Source organism: Enterobacter sp. CPE_E1241 (assembly GCF_045618265.1).
Taxonomy (GTDB): Bacteria; Pseudomonadota; Gammaproteobacteria; order Enterobacterales; family Enterobacteriaceae; genus Enterobacter; species Enterobacter adelaidei.
The window spans coordinates 4,568,242-4,590,938 of the sequence record NZ_JBIWYV010000001.1; the positions used below are offsets into that span (position 1 = coordinate 4,568,242).

At 55.4% G+C, this 22,697-nt stretch carries 21 protein-coding genes and 1 pseudogene; 8 read left to right on the plus strand and 14 right to left on the minus strand.

All coding sequences use genetic code 11. The annotated features are described in order from the left end of the window. Window position 1: 1 nt before the first annotated feature. The 3 genes from glgX to asd form a co-directional block, all read right to left on the minus strand. Window positions 2–1,975, minus strand: a complete 1,974-nt coding sequence (gene glgX, locus ACJ9Y9_RS22400) for a glycogen debranching protein GlgX (RefSeq protein ID WP_028018044.1) — start codon at window positions 1,973–1,975, stop codon at window positions 2–4. Then, a complete protein-coding gene (gene glgB / locus ACJ9Y9_RS22405) occupies window positions 1,972–4,158 on the minus strand; it encodes a 1,4-alpha-glucan branching enzyme (protein ID WP_028018045.1) in 2,187 nt (728 codons plus the stop codon). Before glgB ends, glgX begins: the two co-directional genes overlap by 4 nt. Window positions 4,159–4,388: 230 nt before the next feature. Continuing rightward, a complete protein-coding gene (gene asd / locus ACJ9Y9_RS22410; protein WP_028018046.1) occupies window positions 4,389–5,492 on the minus strand; it encodes an aspartate-semialdehyde dehydrogenase in 1,104 nt (367 codons plus the stop codon). Window positions 5,493–5,669: 177 nt separating this feature from the next. Between asd and yhgN the strand changes: the two genes are divergently transcribed. After that, window positions 5,670–6,263 carry an NAAT family transporter YhgN gene (yhgN, locus tag ACJ9Y9_RS22415; RefSeq protein WP_025759646.1) on the plus strand — a complete coding sequence of 198 codons (594 nt, stop codon included), beginning with the start codon at window positions 5,670–5,672 and terminating at the stop codon, window positions 6,261–6,263. A gap of 63 nt (window positions 6,264–6,326) precedes the next feature. Here the strand turns inward: yhgN and tusA are convergent, their stop codons facing one another. Next, window positions 6,327–6,569 (minus strand): sulfurtransferase TusA, encoded by a 243-nt coding sequence (tusA, locus tag ACJ9Y9_RS22420; protein ID WP_028018047.1) that lies wholly within the window; start codon window positions 6,567–6,569, stop codon window positions 6,327–6,329. Between the two features lie 167 nt (window positions 6,570–6,736). Between tusA and ACJ9Y9_RS22425 the strand changes: the two genes are divergently transcribed. Further along, window positions 6,737–7,402 (plus strand): 7-cyano-7-deazaguanine/7-aminomethyl-7-deazaguanine transporter, encoded by a 666-nt coding sequence (locus tag ACJ9Y9_RS22425; RefSeq protein ID WP_028018048.1) that lies wholly within the window; start codon window positions 6,737–6,739, stop codon window positions 7,400–7,402. A 72-nt stretch (window positions 7,403–7,474) separates the two neighbouring features. Beyond that, entirely contained in the window at window positions 7,475–8,032 is a 558-nt protein-coding gene (locus tag ACJ9Y9_RS22430; RefSeq protein WP_028018049.1) for a DcrB family lipoprotein, read from the plus strand. 4 nt (window positions 8,033–8,036) lie between these two features. Here the strand turns inward: ACJ9Y9_RS22430 and ACJ9Y9_RS22435 are convergent. After that, window positions 8,037–9,289: pseudogene (locus tag ACJ9Y9_RS22435) on the minus strand (MFS transporter). A gap of 109 nt (window positions 9,290–9,398) precedes the next feature. Between ACJ9Y9_RS22435 and ACJ9Y9_RS22440 the strand changes: the two are divergent. Next, on the plus strand, window positions 9,399–10,448 hold the full coding sequence (locus ACJ9Y9_RS22440) for an AI-2E family transporter (RefSeq protein WP_028018051.1): 1,050 nt from the start codon (window positions 9,399–9,401) through the stop codon (window positions 10,446–10,448). Window positions 10,449–10,552: 104 nt separating this feature from the next. Beyond that, window positions 10,553–11,155, plus strand: a complete 603-nt coding sequence (gene acpT / locus ACJ9Y9_RS22445; RefSeq protein ID WP_028018052.1) for a 4'-phosphopantetheinyl transferase AcpT — start codon at window positions 10,553–10,555, stop codon at window positions 11,153–11,155. On the opposite strand, the gene arnF is transcribed toward acpT, so the two are convergent. The 8 genes from arnF to ACJ9Y9_RS22485 all read right to left on the minus strand — a co-directional run bounded on the left by arnF (window position 11,106) and on the right by ACJ9Y9_RS22485 (window position 19,453). Continuing rightward, on the minus strand, window positions 11,106–11,510 hold the full coding sequence (gene arnF, locus ACJ9Y9_RS22450) for a 4-amino-4-deoxy-L-arabinose-phosphoundecaprenol flippase subunit ArnF (protein WP_028018053.1): 405 nt from the start codon (window positions 11,508–11,510) through the stop codon (window positions 11,106–11,108). The two genes, acpT and arnF, sit on opposite strands and share 50 nt — an antisense overlap. Next, on the minus strand, window positions 11,507–11,842 hold the full coding sequence (gene arnE, locus ACJ9Y9_RS22455; protein ID WP_032666873.1) for a 4-amino-4-deoxy-L-arabinose-phosphoundecaprenol flippase subunit ArnE: 336 nt from the start codon (window positions 11,840–11,842) through the stop codon (window positions 11,507–11,509). Before arnE ends, arnF begins: the two co-directional genes overlap by 4 nt. Beyond that, window positions 11,842–13,497 (minus strand): lipid IV(A) 4-amino-4-deoxy-L-arabinosyltransferase, encoded by a 1,656-nt coding sequence (arnT, locus tag ACJ9Y9_RS22460; RefSeq protein WP_028018055.1) that lies wholly within the window; start codon window positions 13,495–13,497, stop codon window positions 11,842–11,844. Before arnT ends, arnE begins: the two co-directional genes overlap by 1 nt. Next, window positions 13,494–14,396 (minus strand): 4-deoxy-4-formamido-L-arabinose-phosphoundecaprenol deformylase, encoded by a 903-nt coding sequence (gene arnD, locus ACJ9Y9_RS22465; RefSeq protein ID WP_028018056.1) that lies wholly within the window; start codon window positions 14,394–14,396, stop codon window positions 13,494–13,496. Before arnD ends, arnT begins: the two co-directional genes overlap by 4 nt. Then, the gene (gene arnA, locus ACJ9Y9_RS22470; RefSeq protein ID WP_028018057.1) at window positions 14,393–16,375 is read right to left on the minus strand and encodes a bifunctional UDP-4-amino-4-deoxy-L-arabinose formyltransferase/UDP-glucuronic acid oxidase ArnA; all 1,983 of its coding nucleotides are present in this window, start codon (window positions 16,373–16,375) and stop codon (window positions 14,393–14,395) included. Before arnA ends, arnD begins: the two co-directional genes overlap by 4 nt. Then, entirely contained in the window at window positions 16,372–17,355 is a 984-nt protein-coding gene (gene arnC, locus ACJ9Y9_RS22475) for an undecaprenyl-phosphate 4-deoxy-4-formamido-L-arabinose transferase (RefSeq protein WP_028018058.1), read from the minus strand. The genes arnA and arnC overlap by 4 nt, the downstream gene beginning before the upstream one ends. Before the next feature lies 1 nt (window position 17,356). Beyond that, window positions 17,357–18,496 carry a UDP-4-amino-4-deoxy-L-arabinose aminotransferase gene (arnB, locus tag ACJ9Y9_RS22480; protein ID WP_028018059.1) on the minus strand — a complete coding sequence of 380 codons (1,140 nt, stop codon included), beginning with the start codon at window positions 18,494–18,496 and terminating at the stop codon, window positions 17,357–17,359. Between the two features lie 450 nt (window positions 18,497–18,946). Then, complete coding sequence (locus ACJ9Y9_RS22485) at window positions 18,947–19,453, minus strand: phenolic acid decarboxylase (RefSeq protein ID WP_028018060.1); 507 nt, start codon at window positions 19,451–19,453, stop codon at window positions 18,947–18,949. Between the two features lie 99 nt (window positions 19,454–19,552). On the opposite strand from ACJ9Y9_RS22485, the gene ACJ9Y9_RS22490 reads away from it, so the two are divergent. Together ACJ9Y9_RS22490 and ACJ9Y9_RS22495 are read left to right on the plus strand one after the other, a co-directional pair. Beyond that, the gene (locus tag ACJ9Y9_RS22490; RefSeq protein ID WP_028018061.1) at window positions 19,553–20,434 is read left to right on the plus strand and encodes a LysR family transcriptional regulator; all 882 of its coding nucleotides are present in this window, start codon (window positions 19,553–19,555) and stop codon (window positions 20,432–20,434) included. Between the two features lie 32 nt (window positions 20,435–20,466). Beyond that, window positions 20,467–21,261 carry an SDR family NAD(P)-dependent oxidoreductase gene (locus tag ACJ9Y9_RS22495; RefSeq protein ID WP_028018062.1) on the plus strand — a complete coding sequence of 265 codons (795 nt, stop codon included), beginning with the start codon at window positions 20,467–20,469 and terminating at the stop codon, window positions 21,259–21,261. Window positions 21,262–21,266: 5 nt separating this feature from the next. On the opposite strand, the gene ACJ9Y9_RS22500 is transcribed toward ACJ9Y9_RS22495, so the two are convergent. Beyond that, entirely contained in the window at window positions 21,267–21,794 is a 528-nt protein-coding gene (locus tag ACJ9Y9_RS22500) for an NlpC/P60 family protein (RefSeq protein WP_028018063.1), read from the minus strand. Between the two features lie 239 nt (window positions 21,795–22,033). On the opposite strand from ACJ9Y9_RS22500, the gene ACJ9Y9_RS22505 reads away from it, so the two are divergent. Continuing rightward, a complete protein-coding gene (locus ACJ9Y9_RS22505) occupies window positions 22,034–22,693 on the plus strand; it encodes an HAD family hydrolase (RefSeq protein WP_028018064.1) in 660 nt (219 codons plus the stop codon). Window positions 22,694–22,697: the final 4 nt, after the last annotated feature.

The following is a 22,697-nucleotide window of genomic DNA, read 5'->3' on the forward strand; positions in this document are numbered from 1 at the left end:
ATCATCTTTGGAATACACACACTCCGTGCGCAGGCCCGTGCCAGACAGCCATTACTACCGGATTATCCGCTCCGGCAAAGGGGGGAACGGCGCGCCATTCCCCTTCAGGTAAAACAATCTCTGCGACATCATCCGTCGCGTTCAGCGTAACCAGCCATTTATCCGAAAGCAGGATTTGCAGCCGTGGTACACCGTGTTGCCACTCTTGCGCGCTTAGTGGTTGCGCGTCTTTATTCAACCAGCGAACGTTTCCGTCCCCCTCTTCCCACCAGCGGTCAGCGGTCAGGGCCGGGATTTGCTGGCGAAGGTGGATCAGCGCAGCGGTAAAATGGATCAGCCCGCTGTTCGCCTCCCCCCAGTCAAGCCAGGTTAAGGTGTTGTCCTGGCAATACGCATTGTTGTTACCGTGCTGGCTGTGGCCGTGCTCATCGCCCGCCAGCAGCATCGGTGTCCCCTGCGACAACAGAAGCGTTGTCAGCAGCGCATGAACGCTGGCGCGCCGCCGCTCGATAACGTCAAGGCTTCCGCCTAACCCTTCTATACCATGATTGAAGCTATGGTTATTGTTAGTGCCATCGCGATTCTCTTCGCCGTTCGCCTCATTGTGTTTCTGATTGAAACAAACGCAGTCCCTGAGCGTAAAACCGTCGTGCGCCGTCAACAGGTTGACGGTGGCCGACGGTCGCTTACCGTCGCGCTTAAAGAGATCGCTTGACGCGGCAAAGCGCCCGGCAAATTCCCCCAGCGAGAGATTTCGCTCCAGCCAGAAGCGGCGCGCGGCATCGCGATAGTGATCGTTCCACTCGGCAAACAGCGGCGGGAAATTCCCGACCTGATAGCCTCCTTCACCGATGTCCCACGGCTCGGCGATGAGCTTGACCTGCGAGAGCACCGGACAATTTTTTATCGCCTCAAACAGCGGCGCCTGCTGGCTGAACGCCGGTGTGCGCCCCATCACGGGCGCCAGGTCGAAACGAAAACCGTCCACGTGGAACGTTTCAACCCAGTATTTCAGGCATTCATAAGCAAAATGCGTGACCGCCGGATGGCTGAGATTGAGCGTGTTACCGCAGCCGGTCCAGTTCTCGTAATCGCCATCCTGCCTGATCCAATAATAGCTACGGTTATCAATTCCGCGCATGGAGAGCGTCGGACCATCGAGATCGCTTTCTGCGCTGTGGTTCAGCACCACATCCAGAATGACTTCAATTCCCGCCGCATGGAGCGCCTTAACCGCATCGCGAAACTCGTCCCGCGCCTTTTCCGGATGGACGGCATAGCGGGGTTCGAGCGCGAACATCGCCAGCGGGTTGTAACCCCAGTAGTTGCTCAACCCCAGCCGCTGCAGACGCGGCTCGCTGGCAAAATGGGCAACGGGTAACAGTTCAAGAGCGGTGATGCCGAGGTGTTTCAGGTAGGCGATCATGGTCGGATGCCCGAGCGCCTTGTAGGTGCCGCGCATCTCTTTGGGGATGGACGGATGCAAATACGTCAGCCCTTTGACATGGGCCTCGTAAATGACGGTGTTGCCCCACGGCGTGGCCGGTGGCGCATCGTCCTCCCAGTCATAGAGATCGTGCACTACCACGCTTTTTGGCACCACATGGGCACTGTCGCGATGGTCAGGCTCACCATAACCAACATGGAAAATCGGGTCGTCTTTAAACTCACCGTCCACGCGGTGCGCACACGGATCAATCAACAGCTTTGCAGGGTTAAACCAGTGCCCTTGCGCAGGTTCCCACGGACCATGAACGCGAAAACCATAGTGCATACCTGGCCGTCCTCCGGCCAGGTAACCGTGCCAGGTATCCCCCGTGCGCGACGGTAAATCGTAACGGTGCTCGTTACCCTCACCGTCAAAAACACACAGTTCTACCCGCTCAGCGTGAGCAGAAAAGAGGGTGAAATTCACACCCTTTCCGTCAAAACTCGCCCCGAGCGGTTCGGGTTGACCTGCCGTAAGCTGCGTCATTCACCCTCCCTCATCAGCCAGATAGTGCCAAGCGGCGGTAGCGTGAGACTCAGGGAGTTTGGCCGCCCGTGACTTTCGATGGCATCGCTTTGCACCAGACCACCATTGCCTGTGTTGCTGCCGTGGTAGTGCATGGAGTCGGTATTCAGGATTTCGCGCCATTTACCCGGTTGATTAATGCCAAAGCGATAGTGTTGACGCGGTACAGGCGTGAAGTTGCTGGCGACGATGATCTCGTTACCCGCTTTATCTCGCCGCACAAAGACAAACACCGAGCGCTCATGGTCATCCACCACCAGCCACTCAAAGCCGTACGGGTCAAAGTCGAGCTCATGCAGCGGTTTGTGATGACGATAGGTCAGGTTCAGATCACGCACCAGACGCTGCACGCCGTGGTGCCAGTTGTCACCGCCTTCCAGCAGATGCCAGTCGAGGCTGGCGTCGTGGTTCCATTCGCGTCCTTGAGCGAACTCATTGCCCATAAACAGCAGTTTTTTGCCCGGGAACGCAAACATCCAGCCGTAGTAGGCGCGCAGGTTGGCAAATTTCTGCCACGCATCGCCCGGCATGCGGTCGAGAATGGATTTCTTGCCGTGCACCACTTCATCGTGCGACAGCGGCAGCATGAAGTTTTCGGTGTAATTGTAGAGCATCCCGAACGTCAGCTTATCGTGATGGTACTTGCGGTGAACCGGATCCAGCTTCATGTAGTCGAGCGTGTCGTGCATCCAGCCCAGGTTCCACTTGTACCAGAACCCCAGTCCACCTAATGACGGCGGACGGGAGACGCCCGCAAAGTCGGTCGACTCTTCTGCCATTGTTACCGCGCCGTCCACCTGCTCACCGATAATGCGGTTGGTGCTGCGCAGGAACTCAATCGCTTCCAGGTTTTCACGGCCACCAAACTCGTTCGGGATCCACTCTCCCTCTTTGCGGCTGTAGTCGCGATAGATCATGGATGCCACGGCATCAACACGCAGAGCATCAATGCCAAAGCGCTCAATCCAGTACAGGGCATTTCCGACCAGGTAGTTCGCGACTTCGCGGCGACCGTAGTTGTAGATCAGCGTATTCCAGTCCTGGTGATAACCTTCTCGCGGGTCGCTGTGCTCGTACAGATTCGTACCATCAAACTCTGACAAGCCAAAGTCATCCGACGGGAAATGGCCTGGTACCCAGTCGAGGATCACATTCAGCCCGGCGGCATGCGCGGCATGGATGAAATAGCGGAAGTCATCGCGCGTGCCAAAGCGGCGCGTAGGCGCATAAAGCCCGGTTGGCTGATAACCCCAGCTACCGTCGAACGGGTGTTCGTTGACCGGCAGCAGCTCAAGGTGAGTAAAGCCCATCCATTTGGCATACGGCACCAGCTGGTCGGCAAGCTCCCGGTAGCTGAGCCAGAAGTTGTTATCGGTGTGGCGGCGCCATGAGCCAAGATGCACTTCATAGACGGAGATAGGTGCATCGAAGCGGTTGGCCTGTTTGCGCTCTTCCGTCTGAGTGATCTTCTCTGGCAGGCCACAAATCAGCGATGCCGTATCCGGGCGCATCTGCGCTTCAAAGGCGTACGGGTCGGCTTTAATGCGCAGCTTGCCGTGGGCATCGATCATCTCGAATTTGTAGAGCTGTCCGTTGTGCGCCCCGGGGATAAACAGTTCCCAGATCCCCGTTTCCCGGCGCAGGCGCATCGGGTGGCGACGACCGTCCCAGTAGTTGAATTGTCCGACAACGGAGACGCGTTGGGCGTTGGGTGCCCACACGGCAAACCGCGTGCCGGTGATACCATCCATCGTGTCTGCATGGGCACCCAGCGTTTCATAAGGCCGCAAATGGGTTCCTTCAGACAGCAGCCATGCGTCCATCTCCTGCAAAAGAGGACCAAAGCTGTAGGGATCATCAATCAGATTTTGCTGGCCGTGCCAGATGACGGCGAGCTGATAACGGAAAGGGTTTTTACGACGGGGCATCACGCCAGAGAAGAAACCGCGCGAGTCGAGGCATTCCAGATTGCCCACTTTGCGGCCGGTTTTGGGTTCGATAACCCACACTTCTGTCGCATCCGGTAACAACGCCCGGACTTCCAGCCCGTCCTCTGTACGGTGCATCCCCAGCACGGAAAAGGGGTCGGCAAAATGACCCGCAATAAGCGCATTAATCACGTCTCTATCCACACGATCGGACATGGTATTCATCCTGTTTTTTATGTCGTCCTTTTTTAGCGCCTGGGACGACTTTAATGTGACCTGAACGAGCATCCTCACAGCCCGTCCTAACCTCAGGTAAGAAATGACTCTTCCTTAAAGCATAGCCAACGCTCTAAATGACTCCTGATAAAAAATAAGACATACGCGTTTTACTCCATGTAGTACGCAAAAAAAGGGGGTGAAAACCACCCCCGGTCGTTAAAAAATTATTACGCCAGCTGGCGCAGCATGCGGCGCAGCGGCTCGGCGGCACCCCATAAGAGCTGGTCGCCAACGGTGAACGCGGAGAGGTACTCCGGCCCCATGTTCAGCTTACGCAGACGGCCAACAGGCGTGGTCAGCGTGCCGGTCACGGCTGCAGGGGTCAGTTCACGCATGGTGATATCGCGATCGTTTGGTACCACTTTCGCCCACGGGTTGTGTGCAGCCAGCAGTTCTTCCACGGTTGGAATAGACACATCTTTTTTCAGTTTAATGGTGAAGGCCTGGCTGTGGCAGCGCAGCGCGCCAATGCGCACGCACAGACCGTCTACCGGAATGGTATTCGCGGTATTGAGGATTTTGTTGGTCTCGGCCTGGCCCTTCCACTCTTCGCGGGTCTGGCCGTTATCCAGCTGTTTGTCGATCCACGGGATCAGGCCACCGGCCAGCGGTACGCCGAAGTTATCCACCGGCAGCTCGCCGCTGCGGGTCAGCTGGGTGACTTTACGCTCGATATCCAGAATCGCGGACGCCGGGTCTGCCAGCTCGGTCGCGACGCTCTGGTGCAGCTGGCCCATCTGGGTCAGCAGCTCGCGCATATGACGCGCACCGCCGCCGGAAGCTGCCTGGTACGTCGCCACGGAGACCCACTCCACCAGATCTTGCGCGAACAGGCCGCCCAGAGACATCAGCATCAGGCTGACGGTGCAGTTACCGCCAACAAAGGTTTTCACGCCGTTGTTCAGGCCGTCGGTGATCACGCCCTGGTTAACCGGGTCAAGAATGATGATGGCATCGTCTTTCATGCGCAGCGAAGAGGCCGCGTCAATCCAGTAGCCCTGCCAGCCGCTTTCACGCAGCTTTGGATAGATTTCGTTGGTATAATCGCCGCCCTGGCACGTGACAATAATGTCGAGTGCCTTCAGCGCTTCCAGATCGTAAGCATCCTGCAACGTGCCTGTGGTACCACCAAAGGACGGAGCAGCCTGGCCGAGCTGGGAAGTGGAGAAGAAGACCGGGCGGATAGCGTCGAAATCGCGCTCTTCAACCATGCGTTGCATGAGTACAGAGCCGACCATACCGCGCCAGCCGATAAAACCAACGTTTTTCATAGCATTTTTTTCCTGCAGAGGGTGTGTGCTGTTTGTGCAAGCCAGTATTGAACTGGGATATGCTTCACATTACAAAATGCTGCCAAAGTCGCAAGCGAAATTAATCGATGATTGCCCGGCAATCAGAAAAAGAGCTAATCATCATAATAACCATAGAGAGTTTCAGGGATAATTTACATGAGTGAAATCATTTCCGCGGCGGTTTTATTGATCCTGATAATGGATCCACTCGGAAACCTGCCGATCTTCATGTCGGTGCTGAAGCACACCGAACCAAAGCGCCGTCGGGCGATCATGATCCGCGAGCTGCTTATCGCGCTGCTGGTGATGTTTATCTTCCTGTTTGCGGGCGAAAAAATCCTCGCCTTCCTGAACCTGCGTGCCGAAACCGTGTCGATTTCCGGCGGGATTATCCTGTTCCTGATTGCCATAAAGATGATTTTCCCGAGCGCGGAAGGCAGCAGCAGCGGCCTGCCTGCGGGTGAAGAGCCATTTATTGTGCCGCTGGCGATTCCTCTCGTCGCCGGGCCGACCATTCTGGCGACGCTGATGCTGCTGTCACATCAGTATCCGAACCAGATGAGCCATCTGGTGATTGCCCTGCTGATCGCCTGGGGTGGAACATTTATCATCCTGCTGCAGTCGTCCCTGTTCCTGCGCCTTCTGGGTGAGAAAGGGGTGAACGCGCTGGAACGCCTGATGGGGCTGATTCTGGTGATGATGGCGACGCAGATGTTCCTGGACGGGATACGGACGTGGATGAAGGGGTGACGTTCTCCCTCTCCCGAAAGGAGAGGGTCGGAGTGAGGGCATCAGGCCGCAGGGGCTGCCCATCTACCCTTTACGAATCAAATACCGGTACGGCAGCGCTTCAGTCTGCTGAGCCACCAGCTCATGCTCCATAAAGGTACAAAATCCGGGGATATCGCGGGTGGTAGCCGGGTCGTCGGCGATGATCAGCAGCGTTTCGCCGGATTGCATGTTACGCACGGTTTTGCGCACCATCATTACCGGCTCCGGGCAGCGAAGGCCCTGGGCATCAAGAGTGTGGTCCGGGCTGGAAAACAGGTCGGTCATGATTTTCTCGGTCAGGTAAAAACGGCTGTAGTTTACGCCCCGTAGCGATCAATGCAAACCAGGTTAACGATTGCGTAAAAACTAACCATTGCAATGTCTGCCCAAAGCAGTATCATGCTGCGGTTTTTATTGGGTTCCCTCACCCCAACGTATAAAAAGGTCACAATATGACGCAGTTTTCTGAATCTCAGCGCGTAAAAGCGTTGTTCTGGCTTTCGCTTTTTCATCTGCTGGTGATCACCTCCAGCAACTATCTGGTACAGCTTCCCATCTCCATTTTTGGTTTTCATACCACCTGGGGGGCGTTCAGTTTTCCGTTTATTTTCCTCGCCACCGATTTGACCGTGCGAATTTTTGGCGCACCGCTGGCTCGCCGCATTATTTTTGCGGTCATGCTCCCGGCGCTGTTCGTGTCTTACGTGATTTCGTCCCTGTTCTATATGGGCAGTTGGCAGGGTTTTGAGGCGCTAACCCACTTCAACCTGTTTGTCGCCCGAATCGCCACCGCAAGCTTTATGGCTTATGCGCTGGGGCAGATCCTCGACGTGCATGTGTTTAACCGCCTGCGTCAGAATCACCGCTGGTGGATGGCCCCGACCGCCTCGACGCTGTTCGGTAACGTGAGCGATACGCTGGCCTTCTTTTTCATCGCCTTCTGGCACAGCCCGGATGCGTTCATGGCCGAGCACTGGATGGAGATCGCCCTGGTGGACTACTGCTTCAAGGTGCTCATCAGTATTGTCTTCTTCCTGCCAATGTACGGTGTGCTGCTGAATATGCTGCTGAAAAGGCTGGCAGATAAATCTGAAATCACGGCATTGCAGGCTGGTTAAGGGTTCGCTTTATCAGTTGTGATAAGATGAGCGAATGAGCCGTTATGGCCGTTTATCGAAAGGAAGAAGTCAATGCGCAATCTGGTTAAATATGTCGGGATTGGCCTGCTGGTTGTGGGTCTTGCAGCCTGTGATAACAGCGACACGAAAACGCCTGCTCAGGGTGCATCTGCAGAGAGCAATGCGACCGGTCAGCCGGTGAATCTGCTGGATGGCAAACTCAGTTTCTCTCTGCCAGCCGATATGACTGACCAGAGCGGTAAGCTGGGCACTCAGGCGAACAATATGCACGTTTATTCCGACGCAACCGGGCAGAAAGCCGTCATTGTGATTGTGGGTGACGACACCAGCGAAGATCTGAGCGTACTGTCAAAACGTCTGGAAGATCAGCAGCGCAGCCGCGACCCGCAGCTGCAGGTGGTGACCAATAAGTCCATCGAACTGAAAGGCCACACGCTGCAACAGCTGGATAGCATCATCTCCGCAAAAGGCCAGACCGCGTACTCGTCTGTGGTGCTGGGTAAGGTCGATAACAAACTGCTGACTATGCAGATCACCCTGCCAGCGGACGATCAGCAGAAAGCGCAGACTGCGGCTGAAAACATCATTAACACCCTCGTGATCCAGTAATCCTTCACGAGGATGACGTGGCCTCCGGTGCCTGCACCGGGGGCCATTTTTTTAGCCGCCATGTCAGCATCAAGGCGATAACCACCAGACCCGCCGCAGCAAGATAAATAACCGGTACTCCTGCCCAGGTCATCACCAGCCCTGCCAGCGGGCCGGTAATGCCCAAAGACATATCCATAAATACCGTGTAGGTTGCCAGCGCCGCCCCCTGGTTCTGCTGCGGCACGGCTTTTACCGCCACCACCCCCAGCGCCGGGAAGACCAGTGAAAAACCTGCTCCCGCAAGGAAGACGCCCACTTTTGCGACCCATGGCATCATCGCTATGCCGGTCAACAGCAGCCCGACTATCTCTACCGCAAAGCAGATCATTGCCACGTTCAGCCCGCCCAGACGGTTGATACCGTTCGGGAAAAGCAAACGCGCGCCAACAAACGCGCAGCTAAACAGGGTTAACGCGAAAGCTGCGCCGTCCCACCCTTTGGCGTCATAGAAAAGGGTAATGAAGGTCGCAATCACACCGAACCCCGTTGTCGCCAGCGCCAGGGCCATACCATACGGCCAGACGCGCCCGAGCACCGCCCGAAACGGCAGTGGCTTGCCCTTGCTGGCCTTCACTTTCGGGCGCGGCAGCGCAAAGAGGATCGCCAGAGCCGCAACCGCCATAATGGTAGTCGCCAGCCCATACAGACCACCAAACGCATAACAGGCCACACCAAGCGGCGCACCCAGCGCCATTGCGCCGTAGGTGACAATGCCATTCCACGAAATCACCCGACCAATGTGCGGCGCGCCTACCACCCCCACGCCCCACAGTGTCGAACCGGTTCCCGCCAGACTTTGACCGATACCCAGGATCACGCGACCCAGGCAGAGCAGTACCAGGCTAACCAGGGGCCAGTGGCTGGTGGTGGCGGCCAGAAAATAGCTCAGGCCACTCAGAAAGCAACCGCACAACCCTACAACCACGATGCTTTTTGGGCCGAAAAGGTCCGCGTAACGCCCGGCATGCGGACGGCTCAGAAGCGTGGCGAAATACTGCAGGCTAATCACCAGCCCCGCCCAGAAGGCGCTAAAGCCCATCACGTCATGGACATAGCCAGGCAAAACCGCCAGCGGCAGGCCAATGGTCAGATAACTGGCGAAATTGAAAATAACAACGGAGACGATGCGCAGATTGAGGCGCAGTCCGCTCAGCGCCGGTTCAGCGGCAGGTTCGGGCATGAGGTTCTACCTGGATTTTTACAACAGTGTTTCACTATTACCACGACACAATAAGAAAATCAGCACCGACTTTCAGATTAACAGCCCCAGACGAAGCGAACCGCGGACACTACACTTACCGGGTCATCATTTTAAGGAACGCGTATGATCGCTAACCCGTCCGACAAAGCTGGGCTCCACATCTTATTAAAACTCGCCTGCCTGGTGGTTATCCTTGCGGGTATCCATGCCGCGGCTGACATTATTGTGCAGCTCCTGCTGGCGCTCTTTTTTGCCATTGTGCTTAATCCGCTGGTGAGCTGGTTTTTACGTCGGGGCGTCAGTCGCCCGGTGGCCATCACCATCGTCGTCATCGTGATGCTAATTGCCCTGACGGCGCTTTTCGGCGTGCTGGCGGCTTCGCTGAGCGAATTCTCCACGATGTTGCCACAGTACAACAAAGCGCTGACGCGGAAGATCGTGGCGCTGCAGGAGATGGTGCCTTTCCTTAACCTGCGTATCTCGCCAGAGCGGATGCTGCGTCGGATGGATTCAGAGAAAGTCATGACCTACGCCACCACCCTGATGACGGGACTTTCCGGCGCGATGGCCAGTATTCTTCTGCTGGTCATGACGGTGGTGTTTATGCTGTTCGAAGTGCGCCACGTCCCCTATAAGCTGCGCTTTGCGCTGAATAATCCACAAATTCACATCGCCGGATTACACCGCGCGTTAAAGGGCGTCTCCAAATATCTGGCGCTGAAAACGCTGTTGAGCGTCTGGACCGGCGTGATTGTCTGGCTGGGGTTGATGTTGATGGGCGTGCAGTTTGCGTTGATGTGGGGCGTACTGGCGTTTTTGCTCAACTATGTGCCCAATATTGGCGCGGTACTCTCCGCCGTACCACCGATGATTCAGGCATTCCTGTTTAATGGTTTCTATGAATGCATGTTGGTCGGGGCACTTTTCCTCGTCGTGCATATGGTGCTGGGGAATATTCTCGAACCGCGCATGATGGGGCACCGGCTGGGTATGTCGACGCTGGTGGTATTCTTATCGTTACTGATCTGGGGATGGCTGCTGGGCCCGGTCGGGATGCTACTGTCGGTCCCGCTAACCAGTGTGTGTAAGATCTGGATGGAAACCACCAAAGGCGGAAGCAAGCTGGCGATCCTGCTCGGGCCAGGGCGACCGAAAAGCCGATTACCAGGGTGAGCATCCCTGTCTGGTTAGCAATTCAAGGGGGCAATGGATTATAGTAATAGTTTCGCCGCTCAACTTTACGGCTATCATCGTTTTAACTGAAGGCCAGACGCTATATGTACCAGGTTTTTCTGGGAAAAATTTCCTCGCTGAGCACAAACTGCTGGGCTGAAGCACTCTCCCGACACGCACCGGAAGGCGCTCAGCGTGCTCGCTGGCTGGCCGATCACGGGTTGCTTTCTCGGCTGTTGGCTCCAGAACAACTCCCGGAGATTATCTACAGCGAACAAGGGAAAGCCATTTTTGCTGGCGACTATCCACTGTGGTTCAGCAGTAGCCACTCGGGCGACGATATTGCTTTAATTATCAGTGATGAAGGCGATGTTGGCTGTTCGCTGGAACACATTCGCCAGCAGGATAACTGGCGTACGCTTGCCAATGCCGTGTTCAGCAATGCCGAGCATGATGAGCTGGAAAAGGAAACGCCAGAAGGCCAGCTTACGGCATTCTGGCGCATCTGGACGCGAAAAAAGGCGATTCTTAAACAACGTGACGGTCATGCCTGGCAGATGGTCAGCATTGACAGTTCAGCCCGCGCGCTCCATTCATCAAGCCAGTGCCAGGTCGGTTTACTCAGCCTTGCCGTTTGCACCGCAACACCCTACGAACTCACTGACGCGCGGATTCATTCGATTGACGACGCACTGGTCGGAAAATAGTCAACACGCCCAGAATAATAAACCCCACCCCCACCAGCCCGTGCCAGGAGAAACGTTCCTCCCAGCCTGGCAACAGGATTGCGGCGCCCCACACCAGGATATAACTGAGGCTCAGCAAGGCATACGCTTTGCTGAGCGCCATACGATGCAAGGCCAGATACCAGCAGCCCATAGAGGCTACATACCCCGTTAACCCCAGCAGCAGCGCACCGGTACCGGATGAGAAATCCCAGAGGGCAGAAATTAACGCCAGGACATCACTGACGGGGGGAAGCGCCTGCATGGCGCTTCGCAGCAGGAGCTGCGCGGCGCTGACTAACAGTACGCTGCATAGGGCCCAGAACGTTCCTTTCACAGGCTTCCTCCCAGCACAATAATGCCAATGATGATAAACCCAACACCCAGCCAGTGATGCGAAGCAACGTTCTCACGCCAGACGGTCTTCGCCGCCAGCGTCACCCAGACAAAATTGAGGCTTAACATAGGGTAAGCAATGCCCACAGGCATACGTTGTAAGACCACCAGCCAGACCAGCATCCCGCAGCCCAATGCCAACAGGGCCAGGCCAAGCCACAGCACGATATGTACACCACGCCGCCCGGCTTTCGCCGGACGGGTGGCTTGTTTCTGGCAAAGTTGTCCCGCACAGCTGAGCAAGCTTGCCAGTATCAGCCAGAGCCAGGTCATCACTTCGGTAGATACTGAAGGTAGGCCAGACGACCCTGGATATACAGGCTATCCGGTTCTGGCAAATTAGCCCGCTTAAGATCGTCGCTTTTTGACAGCAGAATCACCAGCGATATGCGCCCCTGCTGTCGATGTTCCGCCAGCCACTCTGCGAAATCAGCTTTACCCACAAAACGATCTTTCACATCAGGGTAATCCAGGCCATAGCGCAGTTCTCCACTCTGACCAAACAGAATGATGTCATTACGCTTAAGCTCCCACGCCAGGCCAGAGGCCACACCGACGTTATTGGCCAGCACAAACCGACTGTCCTGCAGCGGATCGCGCACGGTGTCGACCAGCGACTGCGGCTGTTTGGAATCCACCACCAGGTTAGGAATGGCAAAACCAATCAACAACGCCAGCCCGGCAGGACACAACGCCGCTAACCACCAGCGCTGCTGACTCTGCCTGAGCGTAAACCAGCCCACCACGGCCCAAATCAGGAACGCGACCACCGCGCAGAAGACTTTATACAGCTCAACCGACGTCCAGACAGGGTGTTTAGAAAGCCCCCACGGCGAGACAACCAGAGCAGCCACCACGCCAATGGCGCCAAATGCCAGGTTGATCCCCCCGTTAATGCGCAGCACGCGAGCACCTTTTTCCGCCGCGAGGCAGGCATAGCGCGCCATCAGAATCGCCAGCGGGGCGAAGCACGGCAGGATATAGGTCGGCAGCTTGCCTTTGGCAATGCTGAAGAACAGCAGCGGCATAACCACCCAGCCCAACAGATAGAACCCGCCAGCCGCGTTTTGTCTGTCATTCCAGCCAAGACGGAACGCGCCTGGCAACAACGCTAACCACGGTAGACTACCCGCGACCAGGAACGGCAGGTAATACCAGAATGGCGCTTTGTGCTGGGCATCGCTCTGGGCAAAACGCTGAATATGCTCAACCCAGAAGAAGTAACGCCAGAAATCAGGCTCACGATGGGCAATCGCCAGTGCCCAGGGAAGGACAATCAGCACACAGCTCAGGATTGCCAGCCAGCCAAAAATCAGCACCTCTTTCCAGCGCTTTTGGGCAATGACCCACGGCAGTACGCCAATCACCGGTACTGCCAGCGCCAGGAAGCCTTTGGTCATCACCCCCATACCGCAGGCCAGCCCAAGCAGCACGTACCCCCCTGCTTTTCCGGCAACCGTCTCAGCCTGGGATGCCAGCCAGAAGCTGCACATCGCCGCTACCAGCCACAGGGTGATGATGGGATCCAGCACGGCATACGTACCGATGCCATACACCAGGAACAGCGTCAGGAAGATCAGGCCGGAGAATATGGCAATACGTTTATCTCGCCACAGACGCCAGGCCATCCAGATGACCAGCAGCGCCGCAAACCCGGTGGAGAATATGGCACCGGCACGCACGGCAAGGTTCGTATCCCCAAACAACAATTGCCCGATACTGTTGATCCAGTAGCCCGCAATCGGTTTTTCAAAGTAACGCAGCCCCAGGAAATGCGGGACAACCCAGTCTCCTGATGCCAGCATTTCGCGGCTAATTTCCGCATAGCGCGTTTCATCAGGCTGCCACAGCAGGCGGATATCGACAGGGATGAGGTAGTAAACGATAAACAGTGCGAGAAGCGCTAAGCCATAACGGGCTGTTTTCATGGGGCCGGACTCACGGTTTGTTGATAGCCAAGCCAGCCTTCCCGGCCAGCCAGTTCATTACGTACTATTTTGCCCACGGGCAGGACGCTGAGATCGTCTGGCAGCAGTTCACTCAACGGACAGAACTGAATCCCCTCCTGAGCAGCCATCGTCAGCAGCTCATCGAAATCATGCTGATACGCAATCCCTTCCACTTCTGCGTGGATGGTATACACCGGCGTACCGGTATCGCGATGCATGCGGTCCAGAATGTAGCGATTGAAATCCTCTGCCTTCACCTCGCGGCCAACCACTTCATCCCAGGTGGGAAGCGTGACCGGGATCTGCACCGTCCCGTAGCGATTTTCCCCTAACAGCGGTAAAAATGGCCCGGTCCCGCGACAGTCGCTGTTGTAGCGGAATGCGAAGGATTCTTTAGCTTTCACAACACGTTGGTCCGCACGCCATCCCGCCACGGCGGAGCAGCGCACAGGCTGGCAGGTAATCGCCTCCAGCTCCAACATACCGCGCTCGACTTCACGGGTCAGGCGCGATATGTCCCAGACGCCAGCCCACGCTTGCCAGGCATGGTGATCCCAGGCATGCAGGCCGACCTCGTGTTGCCGTGTCGCTTCACGGATAATCGCTTCATTGCCCGCACCGATACGCCTGCCGGGCCATGCGGTCCCGGCCAGCAAAATATCCCAGCCATAGAGGGATGCTGCGCGTGAGCGCAGCATTTTGAACAGAAACGCCGGTTTAATCAGACGCCATAAATGGCGTCCCATGTTGTCAGGCCCCACGCTGAAGAAAATGCTTGAACGCACATCGTGCTTGCTCAGCAGTTCCAGCAGTTTGGGTACGCCGTCACGCGTCCCCCTGAAGGTGTCGACATCAATGCGTAAACCGACTTTTTTCATGAGTCCTGTTCCGACAGCTCCACAGTGCGCAGGAAGAAATCGAGCGTCTCATCAATAGTCAGCTCCATTTTCACCGTCGGCGTCCAGTTCAGGCAGCGTTTCGCATTGCGAATGCTTGGCTTACGGTGCTCAACGTCCTGATACCCTTTACCGTAGTAGCTGCTGCTTTCCACTTCACGGAAACCGGCAAACGGCGGGAATTTATCGCGCAGTGGATGGCGCTCAAAGCTTGCCAGCAACATCTCTGCCAGTTCACGAATGCTCGCTTCGTTGTCCGGGTTACCGATGTTGATGATCTCACCGTTGCAGCGGTTATCTTTGTTTTCGATGATGCGGAACAGCGCTTCGATACCATCGCTGATATCAGTAAAGCAGCGTTTCTGTTTGCCGCCTTCGATAAGCTTGATTGGGGAGCCCTCAACCAGGTTGAGGATCAGCTGCGTGATCGCACGTGAGCTACCGATACGCGCCGCGTTCAGGTTATCCAGACGTGGACCCATCCAGTTAAACGGACGGAACAGGGTAAAGCGCAGGCCTTCTTTCTCACCGTAGGCCCAAATCACGCGGTCCAGCAGTTGTTTGGAGACGGAATAAATCCAGCGCTGTTTGTTGATCGGCCCGACCACCAGATTGGAGGTGTCTTCATCGAAGTTTTTGTCGGTACACATGCCGTACACTTCAGAGGTGGACGGGAAGATGATGCGTTTGTCGTATTTTACGCAATCGCGGATGATCTTCAGGTTCTCTTCGAAGTCCAGCTCGAACACGCGCAGCGGGTTACGGGTGTACTCAATCGGCGTAGCAATGGCAACCAGCGGCAGCACCACGTCGCATTTTTTAATGTGATATTCGATCCATTCGGAATGGATGCTGATATCCCCTTCCACGAAGTGGAAACGCGGGTTATCAAGGAAACGGCTGATCGCATCAGAGCCGATATCCAGACCATAGATTTCGTAGTTATCGTCTTTGAGCAGACGTTCGGTCAGGTGGTTCCCGATAAAGCCGTTCACGCCGAGGATCAACACGCGAGTGCGGCGTTTGATGGCAACAACTGGCGCACTGGTGATCAGCGCCCCGGTCACCAGACCTAAAGACTGTGCCAGTTGAGTACCCTGAACATACAGACCGTTATCGGTTTGTCCGGTAACGATCTCCAGAGCTTGCTCACCACAGCTCACGATCAGCGGGGAGACAGAGACAACGGTACCCGGTTTTGCCGCTGGAATGTCGTCGCGCACGCGGGATTTCCAAACGATAAATTTGCTGACACCCGCAAAACTGTAAGCGCCAGGCCATGGATCGGTCACCGCACGCACCAGGTTGTGCAGCTGGCGAGCGGGTTTGTTCCAGTCCAGACGACCATCTTCCGGTGCGCGGCGGCCAAAGGTGCTCGCTTTGCTCTCATCCTGCGCAGTCTCGCTGAACGTACCGCCAAGGATCGCTGGCAGTGCATCACGCAGCAGCGTCTGCGCGGTTGCATTCAGCTTTTGATGCAGCTGCAGCGCCGTCTCGTCGGCATCAATAGCCACTTTCTGCTGTGCCACGATAGCACCCGCATCCGCACGATGCACCATACGGTGCAGGGTCACGCCGGTTTCGGTTTCACCATTGACCAGTACCCAGTTCAGCGGCGCGCGGCCACGATAGGCCGGCAGCAGGGAGCCGTGAAGGTTGAATGCCCCTTTGGCGGCCAGACCTAAGATCTCGTCGGAAATCAGGTTACGGTAGTAGAACGAGAAGATAACATCAGGCGCGAGCGCGCGGATGCGATCCACCCACAGCGGGTGGTTTACATCGTCCGGTGCATAAACCGGAATACCACGCTCAGCGGCGATACGCGCTACAGAGCCGAAAAAGTTGTTCTCTCCCGCCGTGTCCGGATGAGTAAAGATCGCAGCAATGTCGTAGCCCGCTTCCAGCAGGGCCAGCGTGCCCGTGCACCCCATATCGTGATAGGCAAATACAACAGCTTTCATGGGTGGATTTCCTCTTGAGATGCTTTGTGTTCCTGACGGACAACACGTTGAATAAAGTAGCGCGGACGTGCGCGAACATCGTTATAGATACGGCCAATGTATTCACCCAGCAGGCCCATTCCGACAAACTGGGCGCCGATGAACATAAACAGTACGGCAAAGAGCATGAAGACCCCTTCCGCCGCCCACTGCGGGCCAAAGACCAGGCGCAGCACGACCAACAGTACGGACAGCGCAAACCCGGCCACGGCGATGATGCTGCCGAAAACGCTCAGCAGGCGCAGCGGTGTGGTGGTCAGGCAGGTGATAAGGTCGTACATCAGGTTGATGAGGCGCATAAAGCTGTACTTCGACTCCCCATGCTCGCGCTCGGCGTGCATAACCGGAATTTCCGTGGCCTTGCGGGCAAAGGTGTTAGCGAGAATCGGAATAAAGGTGCTGCGTTCATGGCAATGAAGCATGGCGTCGACAATATGGCGGCGGTAGGCGCGCAGCATGCAGCCATAATCGCCCATCGCTTTACCGGTGGTGCGCTGGATAAGGCGGTTGATGGTGCGTGAGGCCAGCTTACGGAACATACTGTCCTGACGGTTTTGACGCACCGTGCCGACGACGTCATAGCCTTCATCGGCTTTCGCCACCAGGCGCGGGATCTCTTCCGGCGGGTTTTGCAGGTCAGCGTCCAGGGTGATGATCAGATCGCCCGTGACGTGGCTGAACCCGGCCATAATGGCGGAGTGCTGGCCGTAATTACGGTTGAGCAACACGGCCACAACATGGCTGCCTTCTACCTGTGCGGCTTCGGTCAGCATCAGAGCGGAATTATCACTGCTGCCATCATCCACCAGCAGAATTTCATACGCTTTGCCCATGGTGTCGCAGGCGGCGGTTGTGCGGCGGATCAGTTCAGGCAGGCTCTCCTGCTCGTTATAAACAGGGATCACCACAGAAACTTTTTGTACAGGCGGTGCACTGAACATATCAATTTCCTGCAAGCTGATGGAGCGCGGTAATGACGCGGGTTGTGTCGTCATGAGTCATGTCCGGGAAAAGAGGGAGAGAACAAATACGCGCGCTATTCCATTCTGAATTCGGGAGCGATACATCAGGAAAACGCTCGCGGTAGTATTTTTGCGTATGCGCCGCGCGGAAGTGCAGGCCAGTACCGATGCCTTTCTCTTTCAGCGCTGCCATCAGGTTGTCGCGTGAAATCCCGCAGCGCGCTTCATCAACGCGAATGATAAACAGGTGCCAGGCGTGCACATGCGGCCATGACGGAATGGTGAGCGGCTGGAACGGCGTATCGGCAAGCTCCCGCAGGTAGCGTTCAGCAATTTCCTGGCGTCGTTTGTTGGCTTCTTTCAGTTTGCCCAACTGCACCAGCGCCAGCGCGGCGTTGATATCCGCCAGGTTGTATTTATAGCCCGGGGAAATCACTTCTGCCTGCGGCGCACGACCGTGCGTCTGGCGGTCATACGCGTCAACACCCAGACCGTGGAATTTCAGGCTGCGGATCCGCGCAGCAAGTTGCGCGTTATCCGTCACCACGAGACCGCCTTCTGCACAGGTCATATTTTTAATGGCGTGGAAAGAGAAAATCGCCGTTCCCTTCCAGCCGACATGACGGTCTTTATAGTAAGTACCGGCTGCATGAGCCGCATCTTCAATCACCGGAATACCGTGGCGTTCACCAATGGCGTGGATGGCGTCGATTTCACATGGTGCGCCGGCATAATGAACGGGGATAATCGCTTTGGTACGCGGGGTGATGGCAGCTTCAACCGCTTCGGGTGTCACCATCAAGGTATCTTTGTCCACATCAATCATTACCGGCGTTGCGCCCAGTAAAACGATCATATTCAGAGTGGAGACCCAGGTCTGGGAGGGGGTAATGACTTCATCGCCCGGGCCAATATCCAGCGCCATCAGCGTGACATGCATTCCTGCTGTTGCAGAACAAACGGCAATTGCATGCTGGTTCCCGGTAAGTTGACAGAATGCCTCTTCAAGTTCCTGATTCTTAGGCCCCGTGGTGATCCAGCCCGACATCAAAACGTCCTGAAGCGCCGCAATTTCCTCAGCGCCCATCGACGGTCGCGAAAAAGGCAGAAAATCACTCATTATTAATTTCCTTGCTGTATTAAAGGCGTCATCTTTTACTGCGCTGTCGTAATGGGCAGCTCAATGGAATCATGCAAGATGGTTATTAAATAAAGACCAAATAAAATTAAGTCGCTATAACAGTTATGTCAACAAACCATCAACTGAAACAAAGTAGCGGTGTTTTCTTAGGAAAAAATTAAGACAGGTGAGAAGCAGAAGGGGGACAGCACATTAAGAATGACAAGAAGTCTTTTTACAACAGCAAGATAGCTGTCATGTTAAATTTTTCACGTTTTTGTGGGAAGCCTCACAACACTTACGACAATATTTCATTTCTTTTACATTGAGATTATAAGAAAAGTAAATGAATACTCAACCAAAATTAAAATCCCGGCGGTTTCGGCGGAAATAGACCGTCCTCCGGGAACTTTTTATTAATATGAATTGTCGCGGAATCAACTGTCGCGCTTAGTTAAGATTAGCAGGAAAATCATTTGGTAATTCACTGGCTGCGCAGGCAATAACGCTTTCATTATCCGCACCGCAATCGCGTACAAAGGTGATCGTAGCAAACTCATCAATCACTTCAGTTGGATAGGCCGGACCTGCATCGCGATAGCTATTCATAAGAGGAATATGATCGTTCTGGAAGCAGACGGTTTTTTCCGGATTGTTCATGACCCAGCGCGGGAAGAAGATGGTACCGTGAAACAGTTTATCGCCCAGGTTTACAATCAGGCTCACATCCGTCCCGGTTGGCTCTGTCCAGGAAATTTTATAGATACTCTCCCCTACCCGTACGATATAGGCCTGCTGATCTTTTACCCAACGGTTTGCCACAAGACCGCTATGAATACGGTAATCAAGGGTGGTCTCATTTTTTACGTAAATCTCGTAGTTCCAGCCATTGTCATAGGTATAAACAAGGTGTTTGCCAACGAAGCCGCTTAAGTCGTGTTTGTCGAAGGTGTTCATAAGATGTCTCCTTTGTTTTGATGAGACGATCGTACCCCTTCAAAAAATGGATGAATAACGCTATGTTTTAATCAAACTCATCCAAAATTTAGATATATCATGCACAAGACGACGCTGGAACAATGGTCTTTACTGGTGAAAGTGGTTGAGGCCGGTAGCTTTGCCAAAGCAGCGGAAGAAACCCATCGCAGCCAGTCCTCCGTCAGCTATAACCTGGCGTTGTTGCAGGAGAGGCTGGGCGTGGCGCTGCTGGCGCCGGAAGGACGACGAGCGGTGCTAACCCCAGCCGGAGAACTTCTTCTCAACCAGGTGAAACCGTTGCTGAAAGCGTTTTCGTATGTTGAGACGCGCGCAGGTACCCTTCGCAACGGGATGCGCACACGGTTGGATCTGGTCGTAGACACGGTTTTCCCGCGTCGCCGCCTGTTCGCCATTCTGCGTCAGTTCCAGCAGCAGTATCCACAAACCCACGTACGCCTCACCGAAGTGCTTGAAACGTCCCGTGCCGATGCCATAAATGACGAAGCCGATATCATGGTTCTGACGCGCCGCCAGGACATGACAGGGCTCGGCGAATGGCTGATGAATATCGACTTTGTCGCCGTGGCGCATCATCAGCATCCCCTTTTCACCCTCGACGTACCGCTTAACGATGACATGCTGCGCCCGTGGCCGCTCATCCAGATTGCGGACAACCAGACTACCGCGCGCGCTGCCGGCGAGTCGTGGACGTTTTCCACCATTGATGCCGCCATTGAAGCCGTTGTCTCTCAGGTTGGCTACGGCTGGCTGCCAGAAGAACGCATCCAGCCCCAGCTGGATCAAGGTGTACTGAAACGTCTGCCGCTGAGCCACGGCGCGCGCAGAGCAACGCCGCTTCACCTGATTGTTAAACGCTCCCTCACCCCGCTTGATGAGCAGGTTGAGACGCTGGTGCGCCTTTTTAGCCATGAGCCATCATCACCACCTGCTACGCTTTAAGGTCCGAACGTTAAAACGATAAGGAGTGGATGATGAAAATCGACTTTGCGGGGAAAGTGGCGCTGGTGACGGCCTCAACCGGCGGGATCGGGTTCGCTATTGCCAGAGGTCTGGCGGAAAGTGGTGCGGAAGTAATCGTCAATGGCCGCAGCACGGAATCGGTGAATAAAGGTATTCAACAGCTTCAGCAGGTAGTGCCAGGCGTGCAGGTGCGTGCCGCGATCGCCGATCTCAGTACGGCAGAAGGGGTCGAGTCGCTTGTGAAGGTCGCGGGCCACGTTGATATCCTGGTCAACAACGCCGGAATTTACGGGCCGCAGGATTTCTATGCCACCGACGATGGCACCTGGGAGCGTTACTGGCAGACCAACGTGATGTCCGGCGTACGCCTCTCCCGAGCCTTGCTGCCGGGCATGGTGCAGAAAGGCTGGGGACGCGTTGTGTTTATTTCCTCCGAGTCGGCCTGCAATATCCCGGCGGATATGATCCACTACGGCGTGACCAAAACGGCGCAGCTTTCGCTCGCACGCGGCCTCGCGAAGTTCGTGGCGGGAAGTGGTGTGACGGTCAACAGCGTATTGCCAGGACCGACGATGTCTGATGGTTTCGCCGAAATGATGAAGGATGAAATCGAAAAAACCGGTAAATCGCTGGAACAGCTGGCGAAAGAGTTTGTGATGGCCAACCGCCCCAGCTCGGTTATCCAGCGCGCGGCCACGGTTGAAGAGGTGGCTAATATGGTGATTTATGTCTGTTCGACCCAGGCCTCCGCCACCTCGGGCGCGGCATTGCGCGTCGATGGCGGCGTCGTGGATGACATCATTTGATACCGTCAGGCTGCACTGCCCGCGACCCGACGGGCAGTAATGTAGTGCTCTTGCCAGTAGTCGTCCGTCAGGGTTGAGACCGTTACCCCCTGGCTACTTGAAGCATGAATAAACTGGCTATTGCCAATATAAACGCCTACGTGCTTGCGGTTCGGTCCCGTCTGGAAGAACACCAGGTCTCCTGCCTTCAGGCGATATTGCGCCACCTGCACGCCGCGGTGGATCTGTTCGCTCGTCGTGCGCGGTAAATTAAGGTGTACCGCATCGCTGAACAGATGTTGCATCAGTGCCGAGCAATCCACCCCGCGATGCGTGGTTCCGCCCCACTGATACTGGGTCCCCTTCCATTTCTGGTATTGTTCGAGGATGCGCGAGCGTAGCGGGCCTGTTTCGTGGTGAAACAGAGCCGATTTCGCTGGCGATACTGCAAATGCGCTGTTCATCGAGATCATGGATGCAGGCAGCTCAAAACTGAATGCGGAAAATGAAGCAAAACTTAACGTGAGGATTGAAATAAGCGATCTGAACGTCATATCAAAAAAGGATCTGAGAGTGAATTATTCCTTACCTGTGGGGGCCAATGTTCCCCCGAAAAGTCTTTCAATGCGGCGATAATATAGACAGGGTATTTTTTAACCAATCTTTATCGAGGCCAAAAATGGACTCACTTTCAGATCGCAAGATCGATAAAAAAATGGTTGTGATGTAAGGACTGTCCAGGTAAAGCAGGTAAACTAATCAACAGAATGTGTATTTCAGCTAAGACGTATTTATGACCAATATGATTGCCGACGAGACGGTGGCAAAATCCAACGTGCTCTCTGTCTTTGACTTTGATGGAACATTAACGCACCACGATAGCTTTATCCCTTTCCTGCGTTTTGCCTTTGGTAAACGTTACTTCGCGGGCCGTCTGGTGCGTATGGCGCTGCCAACGCTCCACTGCGTGCGCCGCAAGCTGACGCGCGATGAGCTGAAAGAAGTGCTGATTAAAACGTTCCTGACAGGCGTGGATGAACACTGGTTACGCCAGCAGGCGGAAGCCTTTTGCGAAAAATACTGGGATAAGCTGATGCGTCCGGCTGGCGTGCTGGCCGTCGCTGCAGAGGTGAACTCCGGCGCGGAAGTGACAATCTGTTCCGCTTCTCCTGCCCTGGTGCTACAGCCGTGGGCTGACAAACTCGGCATTAAGCTGATTGGCACACAGCTGGAAGTGAAAAACGGTAAACTGACAGGACGTATCACGGGCAATAACTGCCGCTGTGCTCAGAAAGTGGCAAGGCTGGAAAAGGTGTATGGCGATCTCAACGCGTATCACCTGCGCGCCTGGGGAGACACTCGCGGCGATCACGAACTGCTGGCAGCCGCGCAGGATCCACACTGGCGGCATTTCCATCACCCGCGTAAGCGTCGGAATTCACCGATTAAATAGCCTT

Bases quoted from the DNA above. Each gene is read 5' to 3' on its own strand.
- glgX (WP_028018044.1), bottom strand. From the start codon at position 1,975: ATGACGCAGCTTACGGCAGGTCAACCCGAACCGCTCGGGGCGAGTTTT.
- glgB (WP_028018045.1), bottom strand. From the start codon at position 4,158: ATGTCCGATCGTGTGGATAGAGACGTGATTAATGCGCTTATTGCGGGT.
- asd (WP_028018046.1), bottom strand. From the start codon at position 5,492: ATGAAAAACGTTGGTTTTATCGGCTGGCGCGGTATGGTCGGCTCTGTA.
- yhgN (WP_025759646.1), top strand. From the start codon at position 5,670: ATGAGTGAAATCATTTCCGCGGCGGTTTTATTGATCCTGATAATGGAT.
- tusA (WP_028018047.1), bottom strand. From the start codon at position 6,569: ATGACCGACCTGTTTTCCAGCCCGGACCACACTCTTGATGCCCAGGGC.
- ACJ9Y9_RS22425 (WP_028018048.1), top strand. From the start codon at position 6,737: ATGACGCAGTTTTCTGAATCTCAGCGCGTAAAAGCGTTGTTCTGGCTT.
- ACJ9Y9_RS22430 (WP_028018049.1), top strand. From the start codon at position 7,475: ATGCGCAATCTGGTTAAATATGTCGGGATTGGCCTGCTGGTTGTGGGT.
- ACJ9Y9_RS22440 (WP_028018051.1), top strand. From the start codon at position 9,399: ATGATCGCTAACCCGTCCGACAAAGCTGGGCTCCACATCTTATTAAAA.
- acpT (WP_028018052.1), top strand. From the start codon at position 10,553: ATGTACCAGGTTTTTCTGGGAAAAATTTCCTCGCTGAGCACAAACTGC.
- arnE (WP_032666873.1), bottom strand. From the start codon at position 11,842: ATGACCTGGCTCTGGCTGATACTGGCAAGCTTGCTCAGCTGTGCGGGA.
- arnT (WP_028018055.1), bottom strand. From the start codon at position 13,497: ATGAAAACAGCCCGTTATGGCTTAGCGCTTCTCGCACTGTTTATCGTT.
- arnD (WP_028018056.1), bottom strand. From the start codon at position 14,396: ATGAAAAAAGTCGGTTTACGCATTGATGTCGACACCTTCAGGGGGACG.
- arnA (WP_028018057.1), bottom strand. From the start codon at position 16,375: ATGAAAGCTGTTGTATTTGCCTATCACGATATGGGGTGCACGGGCACG.
- arnC (WP_028018058.1), bottom strand. From the start codon at position 17,355: ATGTTCAGTGCACCGCCTGTACAAAAAGTTTCTGTGGTGATCCCTGTT.
- arnB (WP_028018059.1), bottom strand. From the start codon at position 18,496: ATGAGTGATTTTCTGCCTTTTTCGCGACCGTCGATGGGCGCTGAGGAA.
- ACJ9Y9_RS22485 (WP_028018060.1), bottom strand. From the start codon at position 19,453: ATGAACACCTTCGACAAACACGACTTAAGCGGCTTCGTTGGCAAACAC.
- ACJ9Y9_RS22490 (WP_028018061.1), top strand. From the start codon at position 19,553: ATGCACAAGACGACGCTGGAACAATGGTCTTTACTGGTGAAAGTGGTT.
- ACJ9Y9_RS22495 (WP_028018062.1), top strand. From the start codon at position 20,467: ATGAAAATCGACTTTGCGGGGAAAGTGGCGCTGGTGACGGCCTCAACC.
- ACJ9Y9_RS22500 (WP_028018063.1), bottom strand. From the start codon at position 21,794: ATGACGTTCAGATCGCTTATTTCAATCCTCACGTTAAGTTTTGCTTCA.
- ACJ9Y9_RS22505 (WP_028018064.1), top strand. From the start codon at position 22,034: ATGACCAATATGATTGCCGACGAGACGGTGGCAAAATCCAACGTGCTC.